This window comes from Paenarthrobacter sp. JL.01a, from assembly GCF_025452095.1.
In the GTDB taxonomy this organism is placed as follows: domain Bacteria; phylum Actinomycetota; class Actinomycetes; order Actinomycetales; family Micrococcaceae; genus Arthrobacter.
Genome location: NZ_CP104877.1, coordinates 272,992 through 295,752, shown reverse-complemented (window position 1 = coordinate 295,752; position 22,761 = coordinate 272,992). Strand labels below are relative to the sequence as shown.

Genomic DNA, 22,761 nt, shown 5'->3' with positions numbered 1-22,761 from the left:
GGTTACCGCGCATTCTGCTACCTAGACCTCAGAACGCTTGCGGCGTCCGACGAGGAACAGGAAGACACCCGCACCAACCACCAGTAAGCTGATGGGCAGGACGGTGAGGACAACACCAGTGCTGGCCAGCGACCCTCCGGTATTGCTCTGGGAACCTCCCTGGTTGTTGTCATGGGATCCTCCGGAGTTGCCCGGATCCGACGGCCCAGCCGGCGGGAGGGTCACCACAGCGGTGGCAGGCGGCGTATTCACCGACGGCCCCTTCGGCGGAGTACCTGTGGCAATGGCCGAGTTGGCGACCTTGCCGGCGTTGATGTCGGCCTGGGTGATGGCGTACGTTGCCGTAGCCGTCACCGTCTGGCCGGGCTGCAGGGTCCCTGGGGCTCCTGGCCAGTTGTAGACCAGAGCCGACAGGCCAGGCATACGATCGTTGACCTCAACGTCCTTCAGCGCCACATTCCCGGTGTTCTTTACCGTGAAGTTGTAGGTGATCAGGTCGCCCACATGGGCGGGATCACCGATTGCTGAAGCATCAGCCTTCTTGGTGAACTCCAGTCCAGCGGCAGGGGTCAACGGGGTATCCGTCGTTCCCGGAGGCGGTGTGACCGTAGGGCCAGTGGGAGGAGTTCCCGTGGTGGTCGCCGAGTTGGCCACGTGGCCGGCGTCGATGTCCGCCTGGGTGATGGCGTACGTTGCCGTAGCCGTCACCGTCTGGCCGGGCAACAGGGTTCCCGCGGCACCGGGCCAGGTGTAGCTCAGTGCGGACAGGCCAGCCAGTGGGTCGTCGATGGTGACGTTGCTCAGCGTGACGTTTCCGGTGTTCTTGGCCGTCAACGTGTAGGTGATCTGGTCGCCTACCTTGGACGGCGAGTGAACAGCGGAGGCGTCAGCTGTCTTGGTGAACTCCATGCCTGGAGCCGGAGTCAACGGAGTGTCCGTTTCACCCGGAGAAGGCGTCACCGCAGGACCAGTGGGCGGCGTACCCGTAGTCGTAGCCGAGTTGGCAACGTGACCGGCGTCGATATCCGCCTGGGTGATGGCGTAAGTTGCCGTAGCCGTTACGGTCTCACCGGGCAGCAGGGTTCCTGCAGCACCAGGCCAGACGTAGGTCAAAGCCGAGAGGCCCGCCAGGGGATCGTCAATGACGACGTTCTTCAACGTGACATTGCCGGTGTTCTTGGCCGTCAACGTGTAGGTGATCTTGTCGCCTGCCTTTGACGGATCCTGGAGTGCCGAGGCATCTGCCGACTTGGTGAACGTCATCGCCGGAGCCGGGGTCAACGGGGTGTCCGTCGTTCCCGGAGGAGGCGTCACAGCAGGACCAGTGGGCGGCGTGCCTGTGGTGGTCGCACTGTTGGCCACGTGGCCGGCGTCGATGTCCGCCTGGGTCACTGCATACGTTGCCGTAGCAGTAACGGTCTGGCCCGGAAGCAGCTCGCCGGGGGTGCCCGGCCAGGTGTACGTCAGGGCCGAGAGGCCAGCCAAGGGATCCGTGATGGTGACATTCTTCAGCGTGACGTTGCCGGTGTTCTTGGCCGTGAACGTGTACGTGATCTTGTCGCCGGACATGGTGGGGTTCTTGATGGCAGAAGCATCCGCCGTCTTGGTGAACGTCATGGCCGGAGCCGGGGTCAGCGGAGTGTCCGTCGTTCCCGGAGGAGGCGTCACGGCAGGACCCGCGGGCGGAGTTCCCGTGGTGGTCGCCGAGTTGGCAACATGGCCGGCGTCGATATCTGCCTGGGTCACTGCATACGTTGCCGTAGCAGTGACTGTTTGTCCGGGCAGCAGGGTTCCTGCAGCGCCGGGCCAGACGTAGCTCAATGCCGAGAGGCCAGCCAACGGATCGGTGATGGATACGTTCTTCAGCGACACGTTTCCGGTGTTCTTGGCCGTGAACGTGTACGTGATGATGTCGCCCACCTTGGTGGGGTTCTGAACCGCCGCAGCATCAGCCGTCTTGGTGAACTCCATCGCCGGAGCCGGGGTCAACGGAGTATCCGTTGTTCCCGGAGGCGGCGTTACCGCAGGACCAGTAGGCGGAGTGCCTGTGGTGGTTGCCGAGTTGGCGACATGGCCGGACTCGATATCCGCCTGGGTATCCGCATACGTGGCCGTGGCGGTCACGGTCTGGCCCGGAAGCAGCACTCCTGCTGTGCCCGGCCAGGTGTACGCCAGGGCAGACAGGCCAGCCAGCGGATCCGTGATGGAAACGTTGGTCAGCGTGAGGTTGCCCGTGTTCTTTGCGGAGAACGCGTACGTGATCACGTCGCCCACCTTGGTGGGGTTCTGAACAGCCGAGGCATCAGCTGTCTTGGTGAACTCCATGGCCGGCTTGGGGGTCAACGGAGTGTCCGTCGTTCCCGGAGGAGGCGTCACGGCAGGACCCGTGGGCGGAGTGCCCGTGGTGGTCGCGCTGTTGGCCACGTGACCGGCGTCGATATCCGCCTGCGTGATGGCGTATGTCGCCGTGGCGGTCACGGTCTGTCCCGGAAGCAGCGTGCCCGGGGTTCCCGGCCAGGTGTAGCTCAAGGCAGACAAACCGGCCAGCGGATCGGTGATGGACACGTTGGTCAGGTCCACGTTGCCGGTGTTCTTCGCCGTGAAGGTGTACGTGATGACGTCACCCACCGTCGAAGGATCCTTGATGGCAGACGCGTCGGCCGTCTTGGTGAACTGCATTGCCGGAGTCGGGGTCAACGGGGTGTCCGTCGTTCCCGGAGGAGGCGTCACGGCCGGACCAGTGGGCGGAATTCCCGTGGTGGTGGCCGAGTTGGCAACATGGCCGGCGTTGATGTCGGCCTGCGTGATGGCGTACGTTGCCGTGGCGGTCACGGTCTGTCCCGGAAGCAGCTCGCCCGCAGTGCCCGGCCAGGTGTATGCCAAGGCAGACAGTCCGGCCAGCGGGTCGGTGATGGAAACGTTCTTCAGCGTGACGTTGCCCGTGTTCTTGGCCGTGAAGGTGTAGGTGATGATGTCACCAACGACGGACGGGTCGTGGATTGCCGACGAGTCGGCGGACTTGCTGAATACCATCGCCGGGCCAGGAGTCAACGGAGTATCCGTCGTTCCCGGAGGAGGCGTCACGGCAGGACCAGTAGGAGGAGCTCCCGTGGTGGTCGCGCTGTTGGCAACATGGCCGGCGTCGATATCCGCCTGCGTAATGGCGTATGTCGCCGTAGCCGTGACAGTCTGGCCGGGAAGCAGCTCCCCTGCAGTACCGGGCCAGGCGTAAGCCAGGGCCGAGAGGCCGGCCAGCGGATCGGTGATGGAAACGTTCTTCAGCGTGACGTTACCGGTGTTCTTCGCCGTGAAGGTGTAGGTGATGCGGTCACCGACAACTGACGGGTTCTGGATACCGGAAGCATCTGCAGTCTTGGTGAACGTCATTGCCGGAGCCGGGGTCAACGGAGTATCCGTGGTTCCCGGAGGAGGCGTCACAGCTGGACCCGTAGGCGGAGTGCCCGTGGTGGTCGCCGAGTTGGCGACGTGACCGGCGTCGATATCCGCCTGGGTGACTGCGTAGGTGGCAGTGGCAGTAACTGTCTGTCCGGGCAGGAGGGTTCCTGCAGCGCCCGGCCAGTTGTAGGTCAAAGCCGAGAGGCCAGCCAGCGGATCCGTGATGGAAACGTTGCTCAGCGTGACGTTGCCCGTGTTCTTGGCCGTGAACGTGTACGTGATCACGTCACCAACCTTGGAGGGGTTCCCCACGGCCGAGGCATCGGCTGACTTGCTGAATTCCATGGCCGGGCCGGGAGTCAACGGAGTATCCGTGGTTCCCGGAGGCGGCGTCACGGCAGGACCAGTGGGAGGAGTTCCCGTGGTGGTCGCCGAGTTGGCAACATGACCGGCATTGATGTCAGCCTGCGTTACCGCATACGTTGCCGTAGCGGTCACAGTCTGGCCCGGAAGCAGTTCACCTGCGGCACCCGGCCAGACGTAGCTCAAGGCCGAGAGGCCTGCCAAAGGATCGTTGATGGAAACGTTGGTCAGCTTCACGTTGCCGGTGTTCTTGGCCGTGAACGTGTAGGTGATGACGTCGCCAACAGCAGACGGGCTCTTGATACCTGACGCATCCGCCGACTTGCTGAATTCCATGGCCGGGCCAGGGGTCAACGGAGTGTCAGTAGTACCGGGCGGAGGAGTGACCGGTGGGCCGGTCGGAGGATTACCCGAGGTGGTGGCCACGTTGGCTACGTGACCGGCGTCGATATCCGCCTGGGTGACAGCATACGTTGCCATCGCCGTGACAGTCTCGCCCGGAAGCAATGTGCCCGGGGTACCGGGCCAGGTGTACGCCAGCGGGGAAAGACCTGCCAGGGGGTCGTTGATGACGACACCCGTGAGGGTGACGTTTCCGGTGTTCTTTGCCGAGAACGTGTAGGTGATGATGTCACCCACCTGTGCCGGTGACTGGACTGCGGAGGCATCCGCGGACTTGGTGAAATCCATCCTCGAAACAGGCAAGGCCGTGTTGGTCAGCACGCAGCTGATGTCCGCACCCGCAACCGGTTTCAACGCGAAGGACTGGTCGAAAGCGGCTCCGGAGGGAAGCCCCTGCTGGAGGCCATTGGCGTCCGTGCAGGTGATCGATTTGTCGTAGTCATCCACATTGGCGGCAGACTCCGTCAGGTAGTACGTGGTGGCGGTGTCGGCAACATACTTGCCCGTAACACCGGTCCCCGCGGTAACCGTAGAGCCCGTTCCCGTAGTGGTTGAGTTGGCCGTGCTGTTGACCACCGGCCCGGTAGCCGAACCGGAGTGGATCGCCGTGGTGAACTGATCGGAATCAACCAGGCGGGGAGAGTTCAGGGCCTTGCTCAACTCAATGCGCGGAGCCTTTACCACCAGGGTGGCATCTGCCGGCGGGTTGAGGTTGGTTTCGATGTTCGCAGGACCGTTGACGTAGGTGCCCTCGGTATCGGCGGTGACGTCCACGGTGATGGTGCAGGATGCCATGCCCTTGGCCAGGTCTCCACCGGTAACGGCGATGACATTACTGCCCGCGGCCGCGGTGGTGACCAACGGGTTGCCGGCCGATTGGACACACGTGCCGCCAATGTTCGGCGCACCGGCTACTTTGAGTCCGGCGGGCAGGGTGTCAGTGATGGACCAGTCGTCCTTGGCATTGAGTTCGCTGGTGTTCGTTACGGTCAGCGTCAACCTGGATGCCTGGCCCGGGCCAACCAGCGACGGCGAGAACGACTTGTCCAACTGGGGCGTGACATCCACCAGTCGCACGTTGTCGAAAGCGCCATCGTTGCCGTTGGAGGTGCCGTTGTTGTTCCACATCTCAAGTCCCAAAGAGCCGCCAGTTGACTGGAAGGCCTGGTTGGTCAGCATGGAGTTGATGTTGATCGTCTTGGTGACGGTGCCGAAGGAACCGCCGGCGTCGCTGGTGACCTGCTGCTGGTAGGCCTGGACGTTGGGATCGGACGTACCCTGGCAGCCGTTAAGCGGATCACCAATGGGCGTGACTGTTCCGTCCGCATCAATGCGGGCGAATTGGTAGGACGGATTAGCCGCTACGCCGAAGCAGTTCATGTAGGCCGTGTCCACACCGAAGGTGTAGTAGTGGCCCGCCGTAGTTGCCAAGGGAGTGGCAGTCTTAAACATGACGCCGTTAGCAGGGCCGGCAGGAATAATGGCGCAGAAGCCACCCGCGGTGTTCGTGGACAGGCACTCCGTGTAGGAGCTGGTGACGTGGTTCGTGTCGGGCGAACTTGGAGTGAACTGCTGCCCCATGGCTTTGGCCAACATGCGAAGGAATTGGTAGCTGCGACGTGTGCCGACGTCCGCGCAGCGATTCTCTGCACCCGATCCAGCGGGGCCGGAGACGGCCCAGGGCGGCGTATCCGTGTTGTCGTAGCTAAGGATGACGCCGTTGCACCGGATTCCGTTGATCCAGTACGGCGACCCCGTGTAGGTCTGCCCAGTGGCCCCGACGTACGTCGTGGAACCCGGCGCCGAGTAGGACTGGGCGCCGAGGGCGGTGTTGTCGGTCCCGTTTTCGAAATCCTCATTGAAAACGACGGTTCCGGGCTGCGTCACCCCCGGTGTCCCAGGGACTGTGGCCAGGGACGGCGGCGCCAAGGCGCCACCCACCCCCAAGGTGATTATTGCTGTAGCGAGCACACCCGCTAACAGCTTTCGTGGACGTGAATATTTCATATGTTCTCTTGCCTGTGTGGATCACCCCGGGACCCGGTCGAAGCACGGAGTTCCTCGCGTGATGCTGTGGATGCAAACGGCTGCTGCAATAGACCTGTGCATCTCCACAGCAATTCATGACGAAATATTTCGAAATTCTTCGTGGATCAGACAAGGCACAAAGCGGCCCAACCATCTAGTACGGGAACTCGCCGGTTCGTGACGCGAAATTGAGAAAAACTTTTGTGCTTCAGGAAGAGAGTGCTTAGTGGAACGTGCTGATGAACGACTTGGGGACAATCCCCTGGCCGCCGAACTGGTAGTCCAAGGTTCCACTCCCAGCGTTGTCAGGCAGGGTCACTGTCAGGACAAAAGTCAGCTGGTTTGGGTCCAGCGCATCAGAGGCACAACGTAGCTGCTGCGCTGACGCACTGCAGTCCCAGCCCTCCGGCGCCACCGTTTGGCCACCAACGAACGTGACACCATCGGGCAACGTGAAAACGGCTTCGCCGGACGTCAGGGAACCGTCGCCATCAAGGGAAAACTGGATTTGCAGCTCCCGCTCAAGGGGTTCCGAACCCTTGCCGGCCGAGAACGTCGCCTCCACCGTGCGCGTCAGAGGTGCCGCCGCAGCGCCAGTCTGTGGCGCCGTCGTCGAAGAGACAACACCCGGATCCACCACGACAGCGCTCCTTCGCAGCGGTTCTTCGGGCGGAATCACGACGGCGGGAGGCTGGCTCTCGGGCGCGGGCGGCGGCACCGCGGCGACACTTGGTACTGGTTCGAGTGTGATGCTTGGAACCGGCAGCGGCGCCGGCGTCTTGACCGGCGGGACACTGGCCGGAGCTTCGGCGACGGCGACACTGGAACCGTTGTTCGGCTGCGGGAGCAACGTGAGCACCCCGGCAAGAGTGCCGGAGCCAACCACCAAGGCTGCCGTGATCTTCCAGGCTTGGCTGATTCCGTGGAAACCGACGGCTGCGGCTTTGCCTGAAGCCGCTGTGGCTCCGGCTGCGGCTCCAGCCCCGGACCACCCCGCAGACGCGGCTGCCGCCGGGGTAAAGACGACGCCCGCAACCAAGGGGAAGAGGACGGCGCGCATACCGCCCTGGACATCGTTCAGTTCCATCAACAAGGCCGTGCACTTGGCACAGCCCGCCAGATGTGCGTCCACTTTTTCCCGCGACGTGCGTTTGAGGGCATCGCGCACGTATTTGCCGAGCTGGCTGGCGAACTCGTCACAGGCTTCATCAACGCTTCGGCTGATGTGGTGCTGCAGGTACGCCTGGCGGAGGCCCTCCCTGGCACGGATGGCCAGGGATGACACGCCGTTAGGGGTAAGGCCAACCAACGGCGCGACCGCGGCAGGCTTCAATCCTTCGATATCCAAATGGAACAAGACGGCCTGCCATCGTTCGGGCAGGGACTTGAAGGCTTGAGCCATGATGCTCGACTCAAGGTCACCCACCACGTGGTCGTCATCATGGACCACGGCGTCCAGTACGGCGTCGTCCGCGGCCGTCTGCGTGAGCCTGGCTTTCCTGTTGCGCTCGTGCGCGGTGCGGCGCACAACAGTCAGAAGGTACGAACGGAAAAACTCCCGCGGGCCCTTGCCGTCCTTCAACGACTGGAAAATGGAAGCGAAGGCCTCGGCGACGACGTCATCGGCGTCGCTGGGGTTGTCCGACTGCGCGCGGGCAACGTACTGGGCGATCTGCGCATGCCTCAGGTAAAGAGTGTCGAAAGCTTCCGTGACGCCTTGGCGGACCAGGTTGAGGAGGTGGGGATCGCTCTCGCTGCCGGCCGCCGATTTTGGGCTCGCCCCACCGGCCCCAGCCACTAATAGTTGATCCATAAACAGTAGTGTGACATCGGATTGCGACTTGACTTGAATCACAGGTTACTTAGGACTATAAGGGGCGAAAAGTTTCGTCCAATTCGCGACATAAAACTGTCCGTGAGCGCACTAAAGAAGCATGAAGTTTTACACCCCGGGCAGGGCCCGGGCAGTCACGCGTTTTAGGGGAAGGTCTTCTGTGGCCAGAGGAGTCCGTTCGATGCGGACAGGGGCGGCAACCCGTTCACGAAGTGCGGCAACGGCTGTTCCAGGCGCCCGTCTTTACGGGTGCAGATCCATCGGCGGCCAGTCGAAATGCATCACATTGGTCCACGGTGCGGACAAGCCCACAGCCGTACCCGGAGAGACGGTGATCTTCACGGCCTGGATCATGAATGAGTCCACCTGTCATCTTCGTAACATTCGACTTGTTCCGCGGTCCTTCACCAATGAGGCCATGGAAACCCTCGCCTACACCTCCAGCCCGGACCGCCGCCACCTGTCTGTCGGCTCGTTGGCTCCCGGCGAAGGCGTGATGCGCAGTTTCTCGTATCGAGTCACAGAGGCCGACCACGTCCACGGGGGAAGCCTCGTGAGTGCGATGCAGGTCAGGGCATGGTGCCTGGGCCAGGAAGTTCTCGACGAACACGACGCCATGGTGGCGCTTTCCGGCGCACGTCCCACCTTGCCAATACCTCCGACACGCCCAGGGCTGGGCTTCTGGAGCTCCACGATCGTCACGTCGGTTTCGCCGCGCCGGAAACCATCTTCCCCGGGCGTTCGCGGGGATTGATTCAAGGCGGCTAGTTGTTGCCCGATTCTGATTCGACCGGGGGCTTCTCCTTGGGCCAATCAACATCCTGCTCGTAGCCCTCATGCCTTTTCAGGTAGCCGGCGATGAAGGGGCAGTGCGGAATGATGCGTTTTCCGGATGCCACGACGTCATCCAGGGCAAAGTGGGCCAGAACGTTGGCCAAGCCCTGTCCTTTGAACTGGGGCTTTGTCTCAGTGTGGATGAAATCGATGTGCCCGGGCTTGTCCATGAACTGAGAAATCACCGCCAATTCCCCGTCCACATGAAGCTCGTAGCGGTGAAATTTGTCGTTCCGGAGGGTGGTAACACCAGGGCGGAACGACTCGGCCAGTGAATCGGTATTCTCGGTCATGACTCGAGGTTTGCACGTAAATCGTGCGCTGGCAACGTACGGCCCCGCACCTCGGCCGGTGCCGCTTCCGCCGGCGACAGCACCGGCGTCGGGACCCGGCCCAGCAGCAGAACGGACAGCGCGAAGCAGGCCGCTCCCCCACCCAGCAAGGCAAGCGTCAGCCCGTTCAGGGCTGCGTCCGTCACCGGCACAAAGACCACGACGGCGGCCGTCACCACTGCCGCCCGGGCCGGGCCGCGCGCGTGGCTGGCTGCCATGGGACGGTCCTCAAGCCGGCCGAAGAGCAGCACCACAGGCACGAGCAGCGCAACGACGGCGAAGAAAACGGGTATGCGCGCCCACCACCAGTCAGCTGATTCGGCCGGAGGCTTCGGCACATCGGTGAGCAGCAGCAGCCCGGACATACCAACCAGCACGGGAAGGTGCCACAAATAGACAGTCATTGAGCGACGCCCTGCCACGGCGATCACCGCGCGGATCCACCGGACTTCGCCGAGCCACCGCACGCCCGGGGCCAGGAGTTGCAGCGTGGCGGTCTGGGAGATGCCCAGCAGGACCAGGCACAGATTGGGCGGATTGATGTTCACCACCATGTTCCCCGCATACACGCCAACGCCTGTGACAAGCCCCAACACGAGATTGCTGGAAAGGATGGTACCCACCAGCCATGTCAGGCTGCGGTCCTCGAAAAAGCCGTCGGCTTTCATGAATCCCAGCTCCTGGACGGCGCACCACACAAAGATCAGGTTGATGAACGCCAGCACCGGGACGGTGCCACGGAGGGAATCGATGGTGATGACCGCAACCAGCAGTGACAGGAACGTCAGCAGCGGCGAACGTTCATGGAACCTGGCCATGAGCGGGATGCTGAGCTGGGCCGTGAGGTACGCGGCCAGGAACCACAAGGGCATCGCGGCGCCGGTAGTCATCAGCTGGATAACTTGCGGGTGGACACCAAGCAGCAACGCGATCCACAAGCCTCCCCACATGACGGCCAGCAAGGCCATGGCGGGGCGTACCAGCCGGAGAAGCCGCAGCTGCGCGAAATCGAACCCGGTCCCACCGGCAGACTTCAAGCGCCGCCACGACTGCAGGCCGGTGACCCCGCCCAGGACAAAGAACAGGGGAACGATCATCAACACCCACAGCACCGGGGTGAACCACGCCTGCTCCATCAGCACGTTGCGCGTCTCCACCGTGCCGTCCTTGTGGAGGACAGGACTCACCATCATGCAATGGGCAACCACCACCAGGAGCAGGCAGGTGAAGCGGACAAGGTCGATCGCCGGATCCCTCTGCGCAGCCGTTGGGCCGGCTACAGGAAACGCCTCCTGCTTCATGGCTCTCCCTACCAGGCAGGCACCCGCGGGCAGGCTCCCCCGGGTGTTGACTCCCACATGCTGACTCCATTGTCCGCCCAGGCGGACGGATCGGACCAGAAGGCCGGCCGTGTCCTGCTTCATCCACAGACGCGCGCGGAACTCTGGACGGAACGCACAAACACCGGCAGGATCAGACGCATGACTACGTCCATTTTCGTGAATCTGCCCGTGAGCGACCTCGAGGCGTCGAAGGCTTTCTATACAGCGCTCGGTTACGCCATCAACCCGAACTTCACCGACGAAACCGCGGCTTGCGTGGTCTTCAGCGACACGATCTACGCCATGCTGCTGACCCACGACAAATTCAGCCAGTTCACCAAGCAGCCGATCGCGGACACCAAAAACTCGACGGCGGCCATCGTCGCCATCTCAGCCGACAGCCGGGAAGCGGTAGACGAGCTGGCCAACAAGGCCCTCGAAGCGGGAGGCTCGGAAACCTACGAAGCCCAGGATCTTGGCTTCATGTACAGCCGTGCGTTCAGGGATCTCGACGGCCACCATTGGGAAGTGCTGTGGATGGACGAGGCCGCAGCCCAGGCAGGCCCGCCGGAGCACTGAGGACTACGCTTCTAAAGGACGGCGAGGATTCCAAGCACGACGGCGAGCAGCGGCGTTGTGCCCTGGATGGCCGCTGCGCGGAGGTACTTTTTGCCACTGGCCGCCAGGACCAGTGCGGCAAGGAGCATGGACCCGCATGAACTGAAGACGAGGGTCCAGCCCACCTGCGGGGAGCCTGCCCACACCGCGATGATGCCAACCAGGGCTCCTATGGCGAGGAACAGGTTGTAGAAGCCTTGGTTATAGGCAAGCGGCTTGGTAGTTTCGGCGTCAGCCTGGGAGGTGATGCTGAACGTCTTCCATGTCTTTGGCTGGGTCCAGGTGATGGACTCCATTGTGAAAATGTAAACGTGCAGCAGGGCCGCAATCAGGGCAAAAATCAGGGAGGCCAGGATCATGTTTTGATCCTAGCCTCCCCGTATTCCCGGTATGCGCGTCAGGCCCTGAGCAGCTCCAGCGTGGCGCCTGCGAAGCCCGCAGCGGAACCGTTCCAGCGGGCCAGCAATCCTTGCAGATTCTCGCCGTCCGCACGGAAGGTTGCCGTTTCGGATTCCAGCGTGGACAGGATCCCGGTCCTCAGCTCAGTGTTGAAGTTCACTTTGCCAACGTTCAGGGAAGGCGACTTGGCCAACTCCGCGGCAGGGATGCCTGAGGCACCGTGGAGCACCAGCGGAACCTCCGTCCGTGCGGCGATCTCCTGCAGCACGTCCCAGCGGATGTTGGGCTCGCCCTTGTACTTCCCGTGCACGTTCCCCACGGCGACGGCGAGCAACTGCGCGCCGGTGCGTTCAACGAAATCAGCCACCTGTGCAGGGTCCGTCAGCCCCGCAACGGCGGGACCGGCGTCGGGCTCTTCCGCGGAGGTGCCGAACGCTTTGTCCTCATCGCCCGCAAGGCCACCAAGTTCCGCTTCAATTACGACGTCGGCATGGCCGGCCGCGTCCAGCGCGGCTCGGACTTCACGGACCAGGGCGATGTTGTCCGCGTAGGCAAGCGAGGAACCATCCGCCAGCACGGCATCGGCGCCGGCATCCACGGAAGAAAGAATCACGGACACGTCCGAAGCGTGGTCCAACTGGACTGATACCGGAACGGCGGCGGAGTCAGCCAAACCACGGAGGGCAGAAATGAGTCGCAGCCCGTTGGAAGTGGAAGCAGTCTTCGGAGCCACAAGCACGATCACGCCATGCCCGGCTTCCTCCGCTGCGGACACGACGGCCAGAGCTGTCGTGAAGTCGTAACAAGTGAACGCCGGTACGGCCGATCCGGAAGCAAGGGCGGAGGTGACCAGCTGGTCCAAGGAAGCTCGCATCAGTGGGCCAGGCCTCCCACCAGGATCCAGGCGACATAGGTGAGGACGAAGCCTGCCAGGCCCAGGATGGTGGTGAGGACGGTCCAGGTCTTGAGGCCGTCGGACACGGTGAGGCCGTAGTAGCGGATCACGGTCCAGAACCCGGCGTCGGTGACGTGGGACAGGCCCAGTGCGCCAAAGCCGATGGCGATCACGATGACGGCGATCTGGGCGGGCGAGTAGCCGCCTTCCATGACGGCAGAGGTGAGCAGGCCCGTCGTCGTGACGATGGCGACAGTGGCGGAACCCTGGGCAGCGCGCAGGGCGAGAGAAATGATGAAGCCGAGCACGATCACCGGAAGGCCAAGGCTGTCCAAGGTGTGCGACAGCGCCGCACCGATCCCGGACGTGCGGAGGACCTCACCAAACACACCACCGGCCGCGACCACCATCAGGATGGAAGCGATGGGCGGGAGGGCGCCTTCGAAGATCTCGCCGGTTTCCTTCAGCGACCAGTGCCGGCGGACAGCCAACAGGAAGAAGGACAGGGCTACAGCAACGAGCAGCGCGAAGAACGGGTTTCCAATGAAAGAGGCAACGCCGTACCAGTAATTGTCCTTGGCAATGGTGAGCGTACCCACCGTTCCGAGGAGAATTTGGACAATCGGAGCGGCGATCAGGAACATGATCAGGCCCGGACGCGGCGGAGCAACGGCGCGGGCACCGGGGCCGTCGTGGCCAACGTGCACCAGGGAATCGGAGCCGAACTCCTCAACTTGGGCCTTGACGCCGGGGAGCAGTTCGTAATCCTTGCGGTTCATGATGCTGGCAACCCAGTAGGACAGGAAACCGAGGGGCACACAGATGATCAGCGAGATGAGCGTGATGAGTCCGATGTCGGCGCCGAATACGCCGGCGCCTGCGACGATGCCAGGATGCGGCGGGACTGCGACGTGGATCGAGAGCATGATGCCGGCCATGGGCAGGCCGAACTTGATCGGGTGGACCTTGGCAATCTTGGCGAAGGCGTAAACGATCGGGACCAGGACGATGACCCCGACCTCGAAGAACACCGGGATCGCAACGAGGAAGCCGACGGCGGTGAGGGCCACAGCTACCCGCTTGGCACCGAGCTTCTCGGTGAAGTGGGTCGCCAGCGACTGCACGCCACCGGAGACCTCAATCATGCGGCCCAGGATGGCGCCAAGGGCGATGAGCAAGGCCACTTTGCCCATGGTGCTGCCGACGCCGTTGGTGACCACGGTGAAGATGTCCTTGAGCGGGATCTGCGCGGCAACACCCACCAGGATACTGACGGCAAGCAAGGCAACAAATGCCTGGATTTTGAAGCGGATGATCAACACCAGCAACAAGGCGATGCCTGCAGCCGCGATGGTCAGGAGCAGCGGAGTACCCAGCTCCACTGCGGGCTTGATGGCGGGGGCATCGGCGGCCCCCACCAGAAGCGGGTTGACGAGGGGATTCATTGGGGCGGTGTCTCCTTTGACAGACCGGTCCACTGAGCAGACCGGCGGGAGGTGGCGGCGACGGCGAAGGGGGGATCGCCGTCGTCGCGCATTCTGGGGTGGGTGGAGTTTTTGTACAGCTAATGCCCTTAAGAGCGCCTCATAAGGGCGTTATCTGTACGAAAACTCCAAGGGGTTAGGCGGTGCGCTTGGCGGGCGCTACTACCTTGATGACGGCGGAGTCGTCAGCGGCGGCGAGGCCTTGGGCCTGCCCGAGGAGGTAAAGCTGTTCTGCGGCAGCGGCAACGGGTGCGGCGAGTCCGGCCGCGCGGGTTGCCTTGCCCACGATTCCCATGTCCTTGACGAAGATATCCAGGCGGCTGAGGACTTCTGCACCTTCCTCGTCGTAGGCCTCAAGGATACGAGGACCGCGGTTTGAGAGCATAAAGGATCCGGCGGCTCCGGCTTCGAGGGCGGCCAGGGTCTTGGCCTGGTCCAGTCCGAGGGCGTCAGCGAGCGCCAGGGCTTCAGCGGCAGCGGCGATGTGGACGCCGCACAGCAGCTGGTTGACGGTCTTGAGGGCTTGGCCGTCACCGGGCTTGTCCCCAACGATGGTCAGGGTGGAGGCCAGCAGTTCAAGGGCGGGACGGGCTTTTTCCAGGGCCTCCGGCTCGGCGCCCACGACGATCAGAAGGTCGCCTTCACCCGCGCGCTTGGGGCCGCCGGACAGCGGAGCGTCAACGAGTGAAACGCCATACTCGGCCAGTTTGGCGACCGTAGCCGGGATGGCTTCCGTACCCACGGTGCTTCCGAGAATCACGACGGCGCCCGGCTTCAGGACCGGGGCCACGCCGTTCTCACCGAAGAGGACGTCATTGAGCTGCTCGCCGTTGCGGACGGCCAGAAGCAGTGCGTCCGCATCCTGGGAGGCCTCGCGGGCCGACGCGAACGTCTTGATGCCGGCTGCGGAGGCGAGATCGAGGCGCGCCTCGGCGATATCGAAGCCGTGGACGGTGACTTCGGACGCGAGCCGCGTGGCCATGGGCAGTCCCATGGCGCCCAGGCCCAGGACGGTGACGGTGTAGTTGCTGCTGGTGGTCATGGTGTTCTCCGTTGAATCTAGAAAGTGGCGCTGAGTTTGCGGGTGACCTGGGTCAGTGATTGGTCGTCGCCGACGTTGCCGGCAAAGACGATGTAGGGAATGCCCTTTGCGGGCCCGTCGACCGGCTCCCACAGCGAGACGATGCCCGGCAGCATGGGTCCGCGGACAATCCCGTGCCGGATTTCCAGGCCGTGCGCTGCTACGTCCGAGGACGTGATGCCGCCCTTGGCAATGACGAACCGTGGCGGGAAGGTCTTGAGCGTACGGTTCACGACAGCGACGACGGCGGCGGAGACGCTGCGGGCGATCTTCAGGCTCGCTGCGGCGTCGTCGGTCTTGATGAGGAGGCGGCTGGTGTGGACGATGACGTCACCCTCGCGGAGGGCGTCGACGACGTCGGACACAACAGTTCCGATGTAGGCCTCGGCTTCCGTCTCGCCGGCCAGGAGCTTCTCGACGTCGATTTCGATGGTCCGGGCCGAGCCGTGCTGGGAGGTGAGGTCGTTGAGCTGGCGGGTGGTCACGCCAACGTGGGAGCCGACCACGATCAAGCCGCCGCCTGAGGACGGCGTGTTGCCTGCAAAGGCTTCCTCTCCCGTCAGGGCCTCGCGGATGTCTTGGCCGATGCGGCCCCGGACGAAGGGCGGACCCACGCGGTACAGGAGCTTCTTGCCGCGGCGTTCTGCCTCTTCCAAGCCGAGGGCAAGGGCCCGGAAGTCGTTTTCCGTGACGATGTCGGCCACGATCGGAGTGGAGTCGGTGGCGGATTCGATGGCGTCGGCGATTGCCTTGGCGGAGATGGCGGGGTCGCCTGCTGCGGCGCCGGCCCGAATGATGTTGAGGTCCAGGACGATGACGTCGCTTGCTGGGAAGCGTCCCTGCGACTTTTCTTCCACGTACAGAGCCAACTCGGAGTTGGCGAAGCCGAAGCTGGCATCCTTGGCGAATTCGGTTTCGGCCACTGGGGTGAGCGTGCCGGCGTCGCCACGCATGTAGTGCACGCCGCCGATGGTGACGCGGCCGGCGTCGGGGAACGCCGGAACGATCACGACGCCGTCGGTGCTTTCGCCGGTTTCAGCGGCCACGGTGGCGGCAATCGTGTCCGGTTCCAGGGGGTAGTGGCCGCGGAGGGTGGAATCGCTCCGGCTGACGAAACCCAGGCGCAGGCCATCCGCGGAAGCCGCGGCGGCAGCGAGCGCGTTGCGGACGATTTCCTCGTTCCGCGCTGCAGCCTCCGCGGGGTCAAGGCTGCGCGTGTTGGTCAGTACGTATACTGCGGGGTCGGTTTTGTTGTCCCGGATGTAGGTGAAGGCCCACGCGAAGTCGGCGACATCCCAACTGGTCAGGACAGCGAGATCGGCAACGGACTGGGTGCCCGTGGGGTCGTCGTCGAGGACCACCAGGATGCGGGGGCTGCTCGCCGAGGAGGCGGCAACGGCGTCGGCCACGAGCTGGGCGGGAATCCGGACTTCCGCCGGGAAGGCGGCCAGTACGTCGGCTTCAAGGATCACTGTGCACTCCATTGTGAAAATCTCTGCTGCGGGTTTGTGAATGTAAGATGTCAGACATCTAACATTTGAATCAGTGTGACACACGCTATGCAGGCCGCGCAAGGAGACCCCGGTCACTAGGCTGGAGGCATGGTTGAGGGCACGGTTCCGCGATTGTTCGTGGACATTCGCGAGCCACGTGTTTCCGCAGGGTCGCTCCCGGCGCTCCTCATCCATGGCTGGGCCTCCACCTCCGCATATTGGGAACCTCTGGCGGAAAAGCTGCTCGACGCCGGGTCGCCGGTATGGATCCCGGACCTGCCCGGGTACCACCCGGGGGAGATTCTGCCGCCGGAGTTTCGATGGAGCCTGGATTCAGCGGCCGCATCCCTGGCAGCGACCCTCGAAGTTAAACGCAGCGGCCCCGTCCATCTGGTGGGACACTCGTTGGGCGGCAGCGTAGCCCTGACGCTGGCTGCCAATCATCCGGAGCTGGCGGCAACGGTGACACTGGTAGGCATGGTCCCGGCGCCGCCCTACGAAGGCTTCCGGGCCATGCTGGAGTCGCAATGGAAACAGGGCTTTATTGATTCCGAAACCAAGGACCGCTGTATGAAGGCTTGGTACGGCACCCTGTCCGAACGCGACAAGAAGCTGCTGGGCCGCGGCTTCGACGTGCCGTTTGAGGTTCTGGGCCCCAGCGGCGAGGCTGCCATGGCCGGCGTCGACCCTTCAACGCCCGGGCGCGTCCACGCGCCGCTGCTGGTGCTGGCTGGAACGGAAGACCGCGTACGGTCGATGGACCAAATGTCCGCCTTTGTGGACGCCGCCCCGGGGCGGACCCTCAGGGCGATTGCGAACGCCGGGCACAGTGTCCACTGGGAGCAAGCCCAACAATGCGCCGAAGCGTTACTGGAGTTTTGGAGAACCAACCGGCCATTGCCAGCGTAAGATGTCTGACATCCATCCCGCCCCGGGCTACGCGGGCACATGATGGGCGGGAATACAGGAGTGGGGATACATGGCACGCAAGTCGCTGGTCGGCGTCGTAGCTGATGAGTTGCTGGACCGGATCATCGCGGGTGAATTTCCGCCCGGCACAGTTGTACCTGGAGAACTGGAGCTCAGCGCCAGGCACGAGGTGAGCCGGATGACGGTGCGTGAAGCCATGAAAACCCTGGAAGCGCAGCGGATCCTCAGTGTCGAGCGTGGCCGTGGAACGTTTGTGAACCCGCTGAACCAGTGGGCGTCGCTTGAAGCGGTGCTTCGCGCAGCATCGGAGGGCACCAAGGACGCCGCCGCGGCGGTCCAGTTGATCGAGCTTCGCCGGATGCTCGAGACCGGCGCGTGCGAACTGGCCGCGGAACGCATCTCGGACGACGAACTCCGCACGCTCAACGAGCACGTGGACAAGATGCAGTCCTCGCATGAAGTCAACGACCTCGCGGGCTTCGTGGAAGCGGACCTTGCCTTCCATGACGTGATTCTCCACGCGTCCGGCAATGTCTTCGTGGCGGTCCTCTTTGAGCCGCTGCACCGGGTGCTCGAAGCGCGCCGGGCGGAGACCTCCGCGTTCCCGGAGATCCAGGCGCACGCCATCGGGCACCACCGGAAGATCGCTGCGGCCCTTGAGTCCCGGAACGCCAACGAAGCACGGCTGGCAATGGACGCGCACATGCAGCAGACGCTGGACGACCTGAAAACGTACGTGCTGGAGGCGTAGCCGTTCCGAGTCACTTAATTGTTGGGGGCAGCGGATTTAAATCCTGCTCGGGGGCGAACGGACTAAAGTGCTGATTTTTAGGGCAGAATCAGCCCATGCACTTAATTGTTACCCACTGTCTCCGAAATTCTGCTCATGAGAACACTTGAGTTCCCAGAGTTCCCATTTAGCTCTCCGCTTGCAAAAGCCATCATCCAACTTGAACGGATTCGTGCAGATTTGGGAGAGGGAACCACCCCTCCGGAGGTCTTTGCGCAGCTCCGCACGCTGTTTCAGTTGCTGTCAACTATCATGAGCGCTCGGACCGCACTCCTGGTGCATACAGACTCGCCGATGTGACTATCAGCGGCTCGTCTCATCGACCTCCGCCGCCAGGGAGCGTGCATGGTGACATGACAGCTCTCCTCGACTTCATCAATGCAGATGTCGATCAGAACTACGAGCTCCTCAAGATTGCGCTCGCCCACCATCGGTTCGTGTGGATTCATCCTTTCGGGAATGGCAACGGTCGCGTTGGCAGACTACTGACATACGCGGCGATGCGACGGCAAGGGTTCTCCGATGTCGGCGGATACCGGGCCCTGAACCCAACGGCGGTTTTTGGCGAGAATCGCGATCTGTACTACGAACGACTTGAAGACGCCGACTCCCTCAAAACCGATTCCCTGATCCGCTGGTCGACGTATGTCCTGGAAGGACTGCTGACAGACCTCAGAAGGTTGGTGAAGCTCGGCAACAGGGATTTCGTCACGGAGGGTCTCCTAATCCCCGCAATCGAAAGAGGGCTCGCGTCATCACGCTTCACGAGCGAAGAAGCCCTTGCATTGAAAATCATTGCCCGGAAAGTTGAAGTGAAGGCCGCAGACCTCAGTTCAGCATTCACGGGTTCAGTCGCGACGCGCAGCCAGGATATCCGCAAACTCTTGGACCGCGGCGTGATTGAACCCGTGGCGGAGGGAAAGAGGTCATATCGGCTCCGGCTCGCACCCAGCGAACTTACACCGCTCTTGGTGCGTGAATTGGATCAGCTGGGATTCTTGCCTCGCATCCTTCGCGACTCAATATGAACTGCGGGTCGTCCAGGAGCATTGTTGTGCATTCAAACGCACAATAGTGCACCTCCACAGCGCCCCTCACCGCCGCAAGCTCTCCGACGGCAGCTCCCCGAAAGTCTTCAGGTACAGGGCCGAGAACCGCCCTTGGTGCGTGAAGCCGCATAACTCGGCGACCGCCGTCACGCTTTGCTCGCGGGGATTTGCTTCGAGCAGCATTTCCCGTGCCCGGTCCAGGCGGATGCTCCTGAGCAGGTCCGACGGCGTCGCTCCGGTTTCGGCCCGAAGCGCGGTTTGCAGGGTGCGGACCGAGACGCCGAGCCGTTCCGCGATATCCGGCACCGTCAGTTCTTCGGAGGCGTGCCGTTCCAGGAGCTCGCGGCACTCCCGGACCAGGCGGCTTTCCTTGTCCCCATCCGGCACCACCTCAGAGGCGGGTTCAAGTGCCATCAGGAGCCGCGACATCATGCTGTCCGCCAGCAAACCCTGAACGAAAGCCGGGGATTCGAACTGCGGCTGGCTGATGAGGTCGTCATGAAGTTCGACGACGGACCTCAGGAATGCGCGGCCGGCCACGGTTGAAAGGTTCATGCCGTAGCCCAACTCACCTGGAGCGGTTCCGTTGAGCTGGTAGGCGACACGCTCAAGCGCCTTCCTGCGGACGTAGACAATCAAGTGCGGGCTGCCGATGTCCCAGCTCATGGAAAACGGCCGGTCGATCGGCGGCACACTGGCAAGCGTCGGGGTGGACTCCACCGTGGTGGATCCCACCTGCATGGAAGCATGGCCGGCCAACGGAATTTGGACCAGGTGGAAGTCCTGCAAACCCTCCGGATTGATCCTGACGTCCCCGCCGTAATCCAGGAATTCGATGCCCACGTCCCCGCGGTGCATCGACCGGAGCTTCATGTTCACGGTTGAGGTGCGACTGCGGGGAGCCAACTCATGCCCGCAAAACAATTCAGCGATCCGGGCATGGGCTTCATCCACGTCGGTTGTGGCCGTAGTTGGGCGACCCCGCAGGACATCCCGGGGAAGAATCCGCATTATCAACCACCTGCTTTACCTGGGTTTTCGCAGCTTTTCGCCTTTCGGATGTTCCCCGCGCCAACTGGATATTCCGGAGTGCAGCGGCTGTCTAGAGTCGCTTTCAGGACCAGTATGACGCAGCTCACACCGCCGAAACAACGCGAAGGGAGGTGGGGACAAGTGAAGAACATCAAGCTCGTGCACGACCGCCAGGACGAATGGGACCGGAACCACTTCGAACTGTGGGCGGCAGAACTGCAGATGAAGGACACTCCGGTGACTCATTCGCCGTGGGCCGGCTGGCACCAGGAGGACGAGGACTCTGCGCACAACGGATAGGCGCTGCGCCAAGTGGATATTCCGGATGGCCTGGAATCCCTAGAGTCGCTTCCAGAGTAAATATGACGCACGTCATATTTACGTAACACACCCCCACGAAAGGAAGGTTTGACCATGTCAGGACTTCACGGCAGGACAGCAATCGTCACAGGCGGCGTCACCAAGGTCGGCCAGGGCGTGGTGACAGCGCTGCGCGACGCGGGTGCCGCCGTCGTTGTTGCCGACATAGACCCCGACGGCGGTTCCGTCACCGCCGGGCTGGGCGATCGCGTCACGTTCTCCCACACTGACATTACCGATGACGACGCAGTCAACGCGCTGATGACCCGTACCGTGGAGGAACACGGCGGCCTGGACATCCTGGTCAACCTGGCCTGCACCTACAAGGATGAAGGCGCAGCATCACCCCGGGCCGACTGGCTGGAGGCCCTCAACGTCAACCTGGTTAGCGCAGTCATGGCCAGCAACGCGGCCCGCCCGTACCTGGCAAAGTCCGGCCACGGCACCATCATCAACTTCACCTCGATCTCCAGCTCTGTAGCCCAAACGGGACGCTGGCTCTACCCCGCCAGCAAGGCCGCCCTGGTCCAGGTCACCCGGAGCATGGCCGTGGACTTCGCTGCCGACGGCATCCGGGTCAATTCGGTCAGCCCGGGCTGGGTCTGGAGCAACATCATGGACTCCCTCAGCAACGGAAACCTGGACAAAACGGACTCCGTCGCGGCTCCCTTCCATGCTTTGGGACGCGTCGGCCGCCCGCACGAGGTGGGTGACGTCGTCGCCTTCCTCGCCAGCGACCAGGCGAGTTTCGTGACGGGCGCCGATTGGGCGGTCGACGGCGGCTATTCCGCCTTGGGCCCGGAGCGCGCCGAAGAAACCATCCCCCTGCTCGCCGCCAACTGACCGCAACGCAACCCGAAAAGGAAAGAGACCACCATGACGCAACGCCACATCACGATCGTGGGCGCCGGGCAATCCGGCCTCCAGCTGGGAATCGGCCTGCTCGACGCGGGCTACCAGGTCACCACCATCTCCAACCGGACGCCGGAGGAAATTGCCGGGGGCAAAGTCGCCTCCAGCCAATGCATCTTCCACAACGCGTTGGAACATGAAAGGGCGCTGGGGCTGGACTTCTGGCCGGACGCACCCACCGTGGATGGCATTTCCTTCACCATCCCCCATCCCGAACTTCCTGGCGAGAAAGCCATCAGCTGGGCATCACGCCTGGACCACCACGCCAAGTCCATCGACCAGCGGGTGAAGTTTCCCCGGTTCATGGAAGAGTTCACCGCCCGTGGAGGCGAGTTGGTGTTCGAGGACGCGGGCGTCGAGGAGCTGGAGAAATACGCCCGCAACTCAGACCTCGTCATCGTTGCCGCCGGCAAGGGTGAAATTGCGCAGCTCTTTACTCGCGACGCCGAACGCAGCACCTATGACGCTCCCCAGCGCGCCCTGGCGCTGACGTATGTAAAGGGCCTCACGCCGCGCGAAGAATACTCGGCGGTCTCCTTCAACCTCATCCCCGGCGTAGGCGAGTACTTCGTCTTCCCCGCCCTGACCACCACCGGCCCCTGCGAGATCATGGTCTTCGAGGGCGTGCCCGGCGGCCCCATGGATTCCTGGAAGGGGCTCTCCCCCGAGGAACACCTGGAGAACTCCAAAAACATCCTCAAGACCTTCCTGCCATGGGAAGCAGAACGCGCCACAGACGTTGAGCTCACCGACCCCAACGGCGTTCTCCAGGGCCGGTTCGCCCCCACGGTCCGCCACCCCATCGCCACGCTGCCGAGCGGTGCCCGCGTACTTGGCCTGGCCGACGTCGTTGTGTTGAACGACCCCATCACCGGTCAGGGCTCGAACAACGCAAGCAAATGCGCGGCGTCGTACCTGGACAGCATCATCCAGCAGGGCGACCGCACCTACGACGCAGAGTTCATGCAGGCCACCTTTGAGCGCTATTGGGACTACGCGCAGCACGTTGCCCACTGGACGAACGCCCTGCTCGCACCGCCACCGCCCCACGTCCTCGAACTCCTGGGCGCTGCCGGAAGCGAGCCGGACATCGCCCACCGCTTCGCCAACGGTTTCAACCACCCACCGGAGTTCCAGGACTGGTTCATGTACCCGGACAAAGCTGCCAACTATCTGGCGGACCTGGCTGCGGCCAAGGTTTCCTAGC

Annotated in this window: 19 protein-coding genes; 8 read left to right on the top strand and 11 right to left on the bottom strand. The window is 63.1% G+C overall.

What is annotated here, in order from left to right:
* Positions 1 to 21 precede the first annotated feature (21 nt).
* The 3 genes from N5P29_RS01430 to N5P29_RS01420 all read right to left on the bottom strand — a co-directional run bounded on the left by N5P29_RS01430 (position 22) and on the right by N5P29_RS01420 (position 8,389).
* Complete coding sequence (locus N5P29_RS01430) at positions 22 to 6,132, bottom strand: beta strand repeat-containing protein (protein WP_262276919.1); 6,111 nt, start codon at positions 6,130 to 6,132, stop codon at positions 22 to 24.
* Between the two features lie 280 nt (positions 6,133 to 6,412).
* Entirely contained in the window at positions 6,413 to 8,002 is a 1,590-nt protein-coding gene (locus tag N5P29_RS01425) for a sigma-70 family RNA polymerase sigma factor (protein ID WP_262276918.1), read from the bottom strand.
* Positions 8,003 to 8,266: 264 nt separating this feature from the next.
* Complete coding sequence (locus N5P29_RS01420; protein WP_262276917.1) at positions 8,267 to 8,389, bottom strand: hypothetical protein; 123 nt, start codon at positions 8,387 to 8,389, stop codon at positions 8,267 to 8,269.
* Between the two features lie 52 nt (positions 8,390 to 8,441).
* Between N5P29_RS01420 and N5P29_RS01415 the strand changes: the two genes are divergently transcribed.
* Positions 8,442 to 8,777, top strand: a complete 336-nt coding sequence (locus tag N5P29_RS01415) for a hypothetical protein (protein ID WP_262276916.1) — start codon at positions 8,442 to 8,444, stop codon at positions 8,775 to 8,777.
* A 10-nt stretch (positions 8,778 to 8,787) separates the two neighbouring features.
* Here the strand turns inward: N5P29_RS01415 and N5P29_RS01410 are convergent, their stop codons facing one another.
* Positions 8,788 to 9,150 (bottom strand): GNAT family N-acetyltransferase, encoded by a 363-nt coding sequence (locus N5P29_RS01410; protein ID WP_144661680.1) that lies wholly within the window; start codon positions 9,148 to 9,150, stop codon positions 8,788 to 8,790.
* Positions 9,147 to 10,490, bottom strand: coding sequence for an acyltransferase family protein (locus N5P29_RS01405; protein WP_262276915.1), 1,344 nt, complete (start codon positions 10,488 to 10,490; stop codon positions 9,147 to 9,149). The genes N5P29_RS01410 and N5P29_RS01405 overlap by 4 nt, the downstream gene beginning before the upstream one ends.
* A gap of 180 nt (positions 10,491 to 10,670) precedes the next feature.
* Between N5P29_RS01405 and N5P29_RS01400 the strand changes: the two genes are divergently transcribed.
* Positions 10,671 to 11,090: a VOC family protein gene (locus N5P29_RS01400; protein WP_262276914.1), complete on the top strand. Its 420-nt coding sequence runs from the start codon at positions 10,671 to 10,673 to the stop codon at positions 11,088 to 11,090.
* Between the two features lie 11 nt (positions 11,091 to 11,101).
* Here the strand turns inward: N5P29_RS01400 and N5P29_RS01395 are convergent, their stop codons facing one another.
* The 5 genes from N5P29_RS01395 to N5P29_RS01375 form a co-directional block, all read right to left on the bottom strand.
* Positions 11,102 to 11,488 carry a DUF1304 domain-containing protein gene (locus N5P29_RS01395; RefSeq protein ID WP_262276913.1) on the bottom strand — a complete coding sequence of 129 codons (387 nt, stop codon included), beginning with the start codon at positions 11,486 to 11,488 and terminating at the stop codon, positions 11,102 to 11,104.
* 38 nt (positions 11,489 to 11,526) lie between these two features.
* Positions 11,527 to 12,402 (bottom strand): class II fructose-bisphosphate aldolase, encoded by an 876-nt coding sequence (locus N5P29_RS01390; protein ID WP_262276912.1) that lies wholly within the window; start codon positions 12,400 to 12,402, stop codon positions 11,527 to 11,529.
* On the bottom strand, positions 12,402 to 13,868 hold the full coding sequence (locus tag N5P29_RS01385) for a GntP family transporter (protein ID WP_144661675.1): 1,467 nt from the start codon (positions 13,866 to 13,868) through the stop codon (positions 12,402 to 12,404). The genes N5P29_RS01390 and N5P29_RS01385 overlap by 1 nt, the downstream gene beginning before the upstream one ends.
* A gap of 175 nt (positions 13,869 to 14,043) precedes the next feature.
* Positions 14,044 to 14,949 carry an NAD(P)-dependent oxidoreductase gene (locus N5P29_RS01380; protein ID WP_262276911.1) on the bottom strand — a complete coding sequence of 302 codons (906 nt, stop codon included), beginning with the start codon at positions 14,947 to 14,949 and terminating at the stop codon, positions 14,044 to 14,046.
* A gap of 17 nt (positions 14,950 to 14,966) precedes the next feature.
* Positions 14,967 to 16,460: a four-carbon acid sugar kinase family protein gene (locus tag N5P29_RS01375; protein WP_262276910.1), complete on the bottom strand. Its 1,494-nt coding sequence runs from the start codon at positions 16,458 to 16,460 to the stop codon at positions 14,967 to 14,969.
* A gap of 129 nt (positions 16,461 to 16,589) precedes the next feature.
* On the opposite strand from N5P29_RS01375, the gene N5P29_RS01370 reads away from it, so the two are divergent.
* The 3 genes from N5P29_RS01370 to N5P29_RS01360 all read left to right on the top strand — a co-directional run bounded on the left by N5P29_RS01370 (position 16,590) and on the right by N5P29_RS01360 (position 19,229).
* Complete coding sequence (locus tag N5P29_RS01370) at positions 16,590 to 17,390, top strand: alpha/beta fold hydrolase (protein WP_262276909.1); 801 nt, start codon at positions 16,590 to 16,592, stop codon at positions 17,388 to 17,390.
* A 70-nt stretch (positions 17,391 to 17,460) separates the two neighbouring features.
* Positions 17,461 to 18,162: a FadR/GntR family transcriptional regulator gene (locus tag N5P29_RS01365; protein WP_262276908.1), complete on the top strand. Its 702-nt coding sequence runs from the start codon at positions 17,461 to 17,463 to the stop codon at positions 18,160 to 18,162.
* A gap of 335 nt (positions 18,163 to 18,497) precedes the next feature.
* Complete coding sequence (locus N5P29_RS01360) at positions 18,498 to 19,229, top strand: Fic family protein (protein WP_262276907.1); 732 nt, start codon at positions 18,498 to 18,500, stop codon at positions 19,227 to 19,229.
* A gap of 66 nt (positions 19,230 to 19,295) precedes the next feature.
* On the opposite strand, the gene N5P29_RS01355 is transcribed toward N5P29_RS01360, so the two are convergent.
* Entirely contained in the window at positions 19,296 to 20,261 is a 966-nt protein-coding gene (locus tag N5P29_RS01355) for an AraC family transcriptional regulator (protein ID WP_262276906.1), read from the bottom strand.
* A 162-nt stretch (positions 20,262 to 20,423) separates the two neighbouring features.
* On the opposite strand from N5P29_RS01355, the gene N5P29_RS01350 reads away from it, so the two are divergent.
* The 3 genes from N5P29_RS01350 to N5P29_RS01340 all read left to right on the top strand — a co-directional run bounded on the left by N5P29_RS01350 (position 20,424) and on the right by N5P29_RS01340 (position 22,760).
* Entirely contained in the window at positions 20,424 to 20,582 is a 159-nt protein-coding gene (locus tag N5P29_RS01350; protein ID WP_262276905.1) for a hypothetical protein, read from the top strand.
* Between the two features lie 114 nt (positions 20,583 to 20,696).
* Positions 20,697 to 21,485 (top strand): SDR family oxidoreductase, encoded by a 789-nt coding sequence (locus N5P29_RS01345; RefSeq protein ID WP_262276904.1) that lies wholly within the window; start codon positions 20,697 to 20,699, stop codon positions 21,483 to 21,485.
* Positions 21,486 to 21,518: 33 nt separating this feature from the next.
* The gene (locus N5P29_RS01340) at positions 21,519 to 22,760 is read left to right on the top strand and encodes a styrene monooxygenase/indole monooxygenase family protein (RefSeq protein ID WP_262276903.1); all 1,242 of its coding nucleotides are present in this window, start codon (positions 21,519 to 21,521) and stop codon (positions 22,758 to 22,760) included.
* Position 22,761 lies beyond the last annotated feature (1 nt).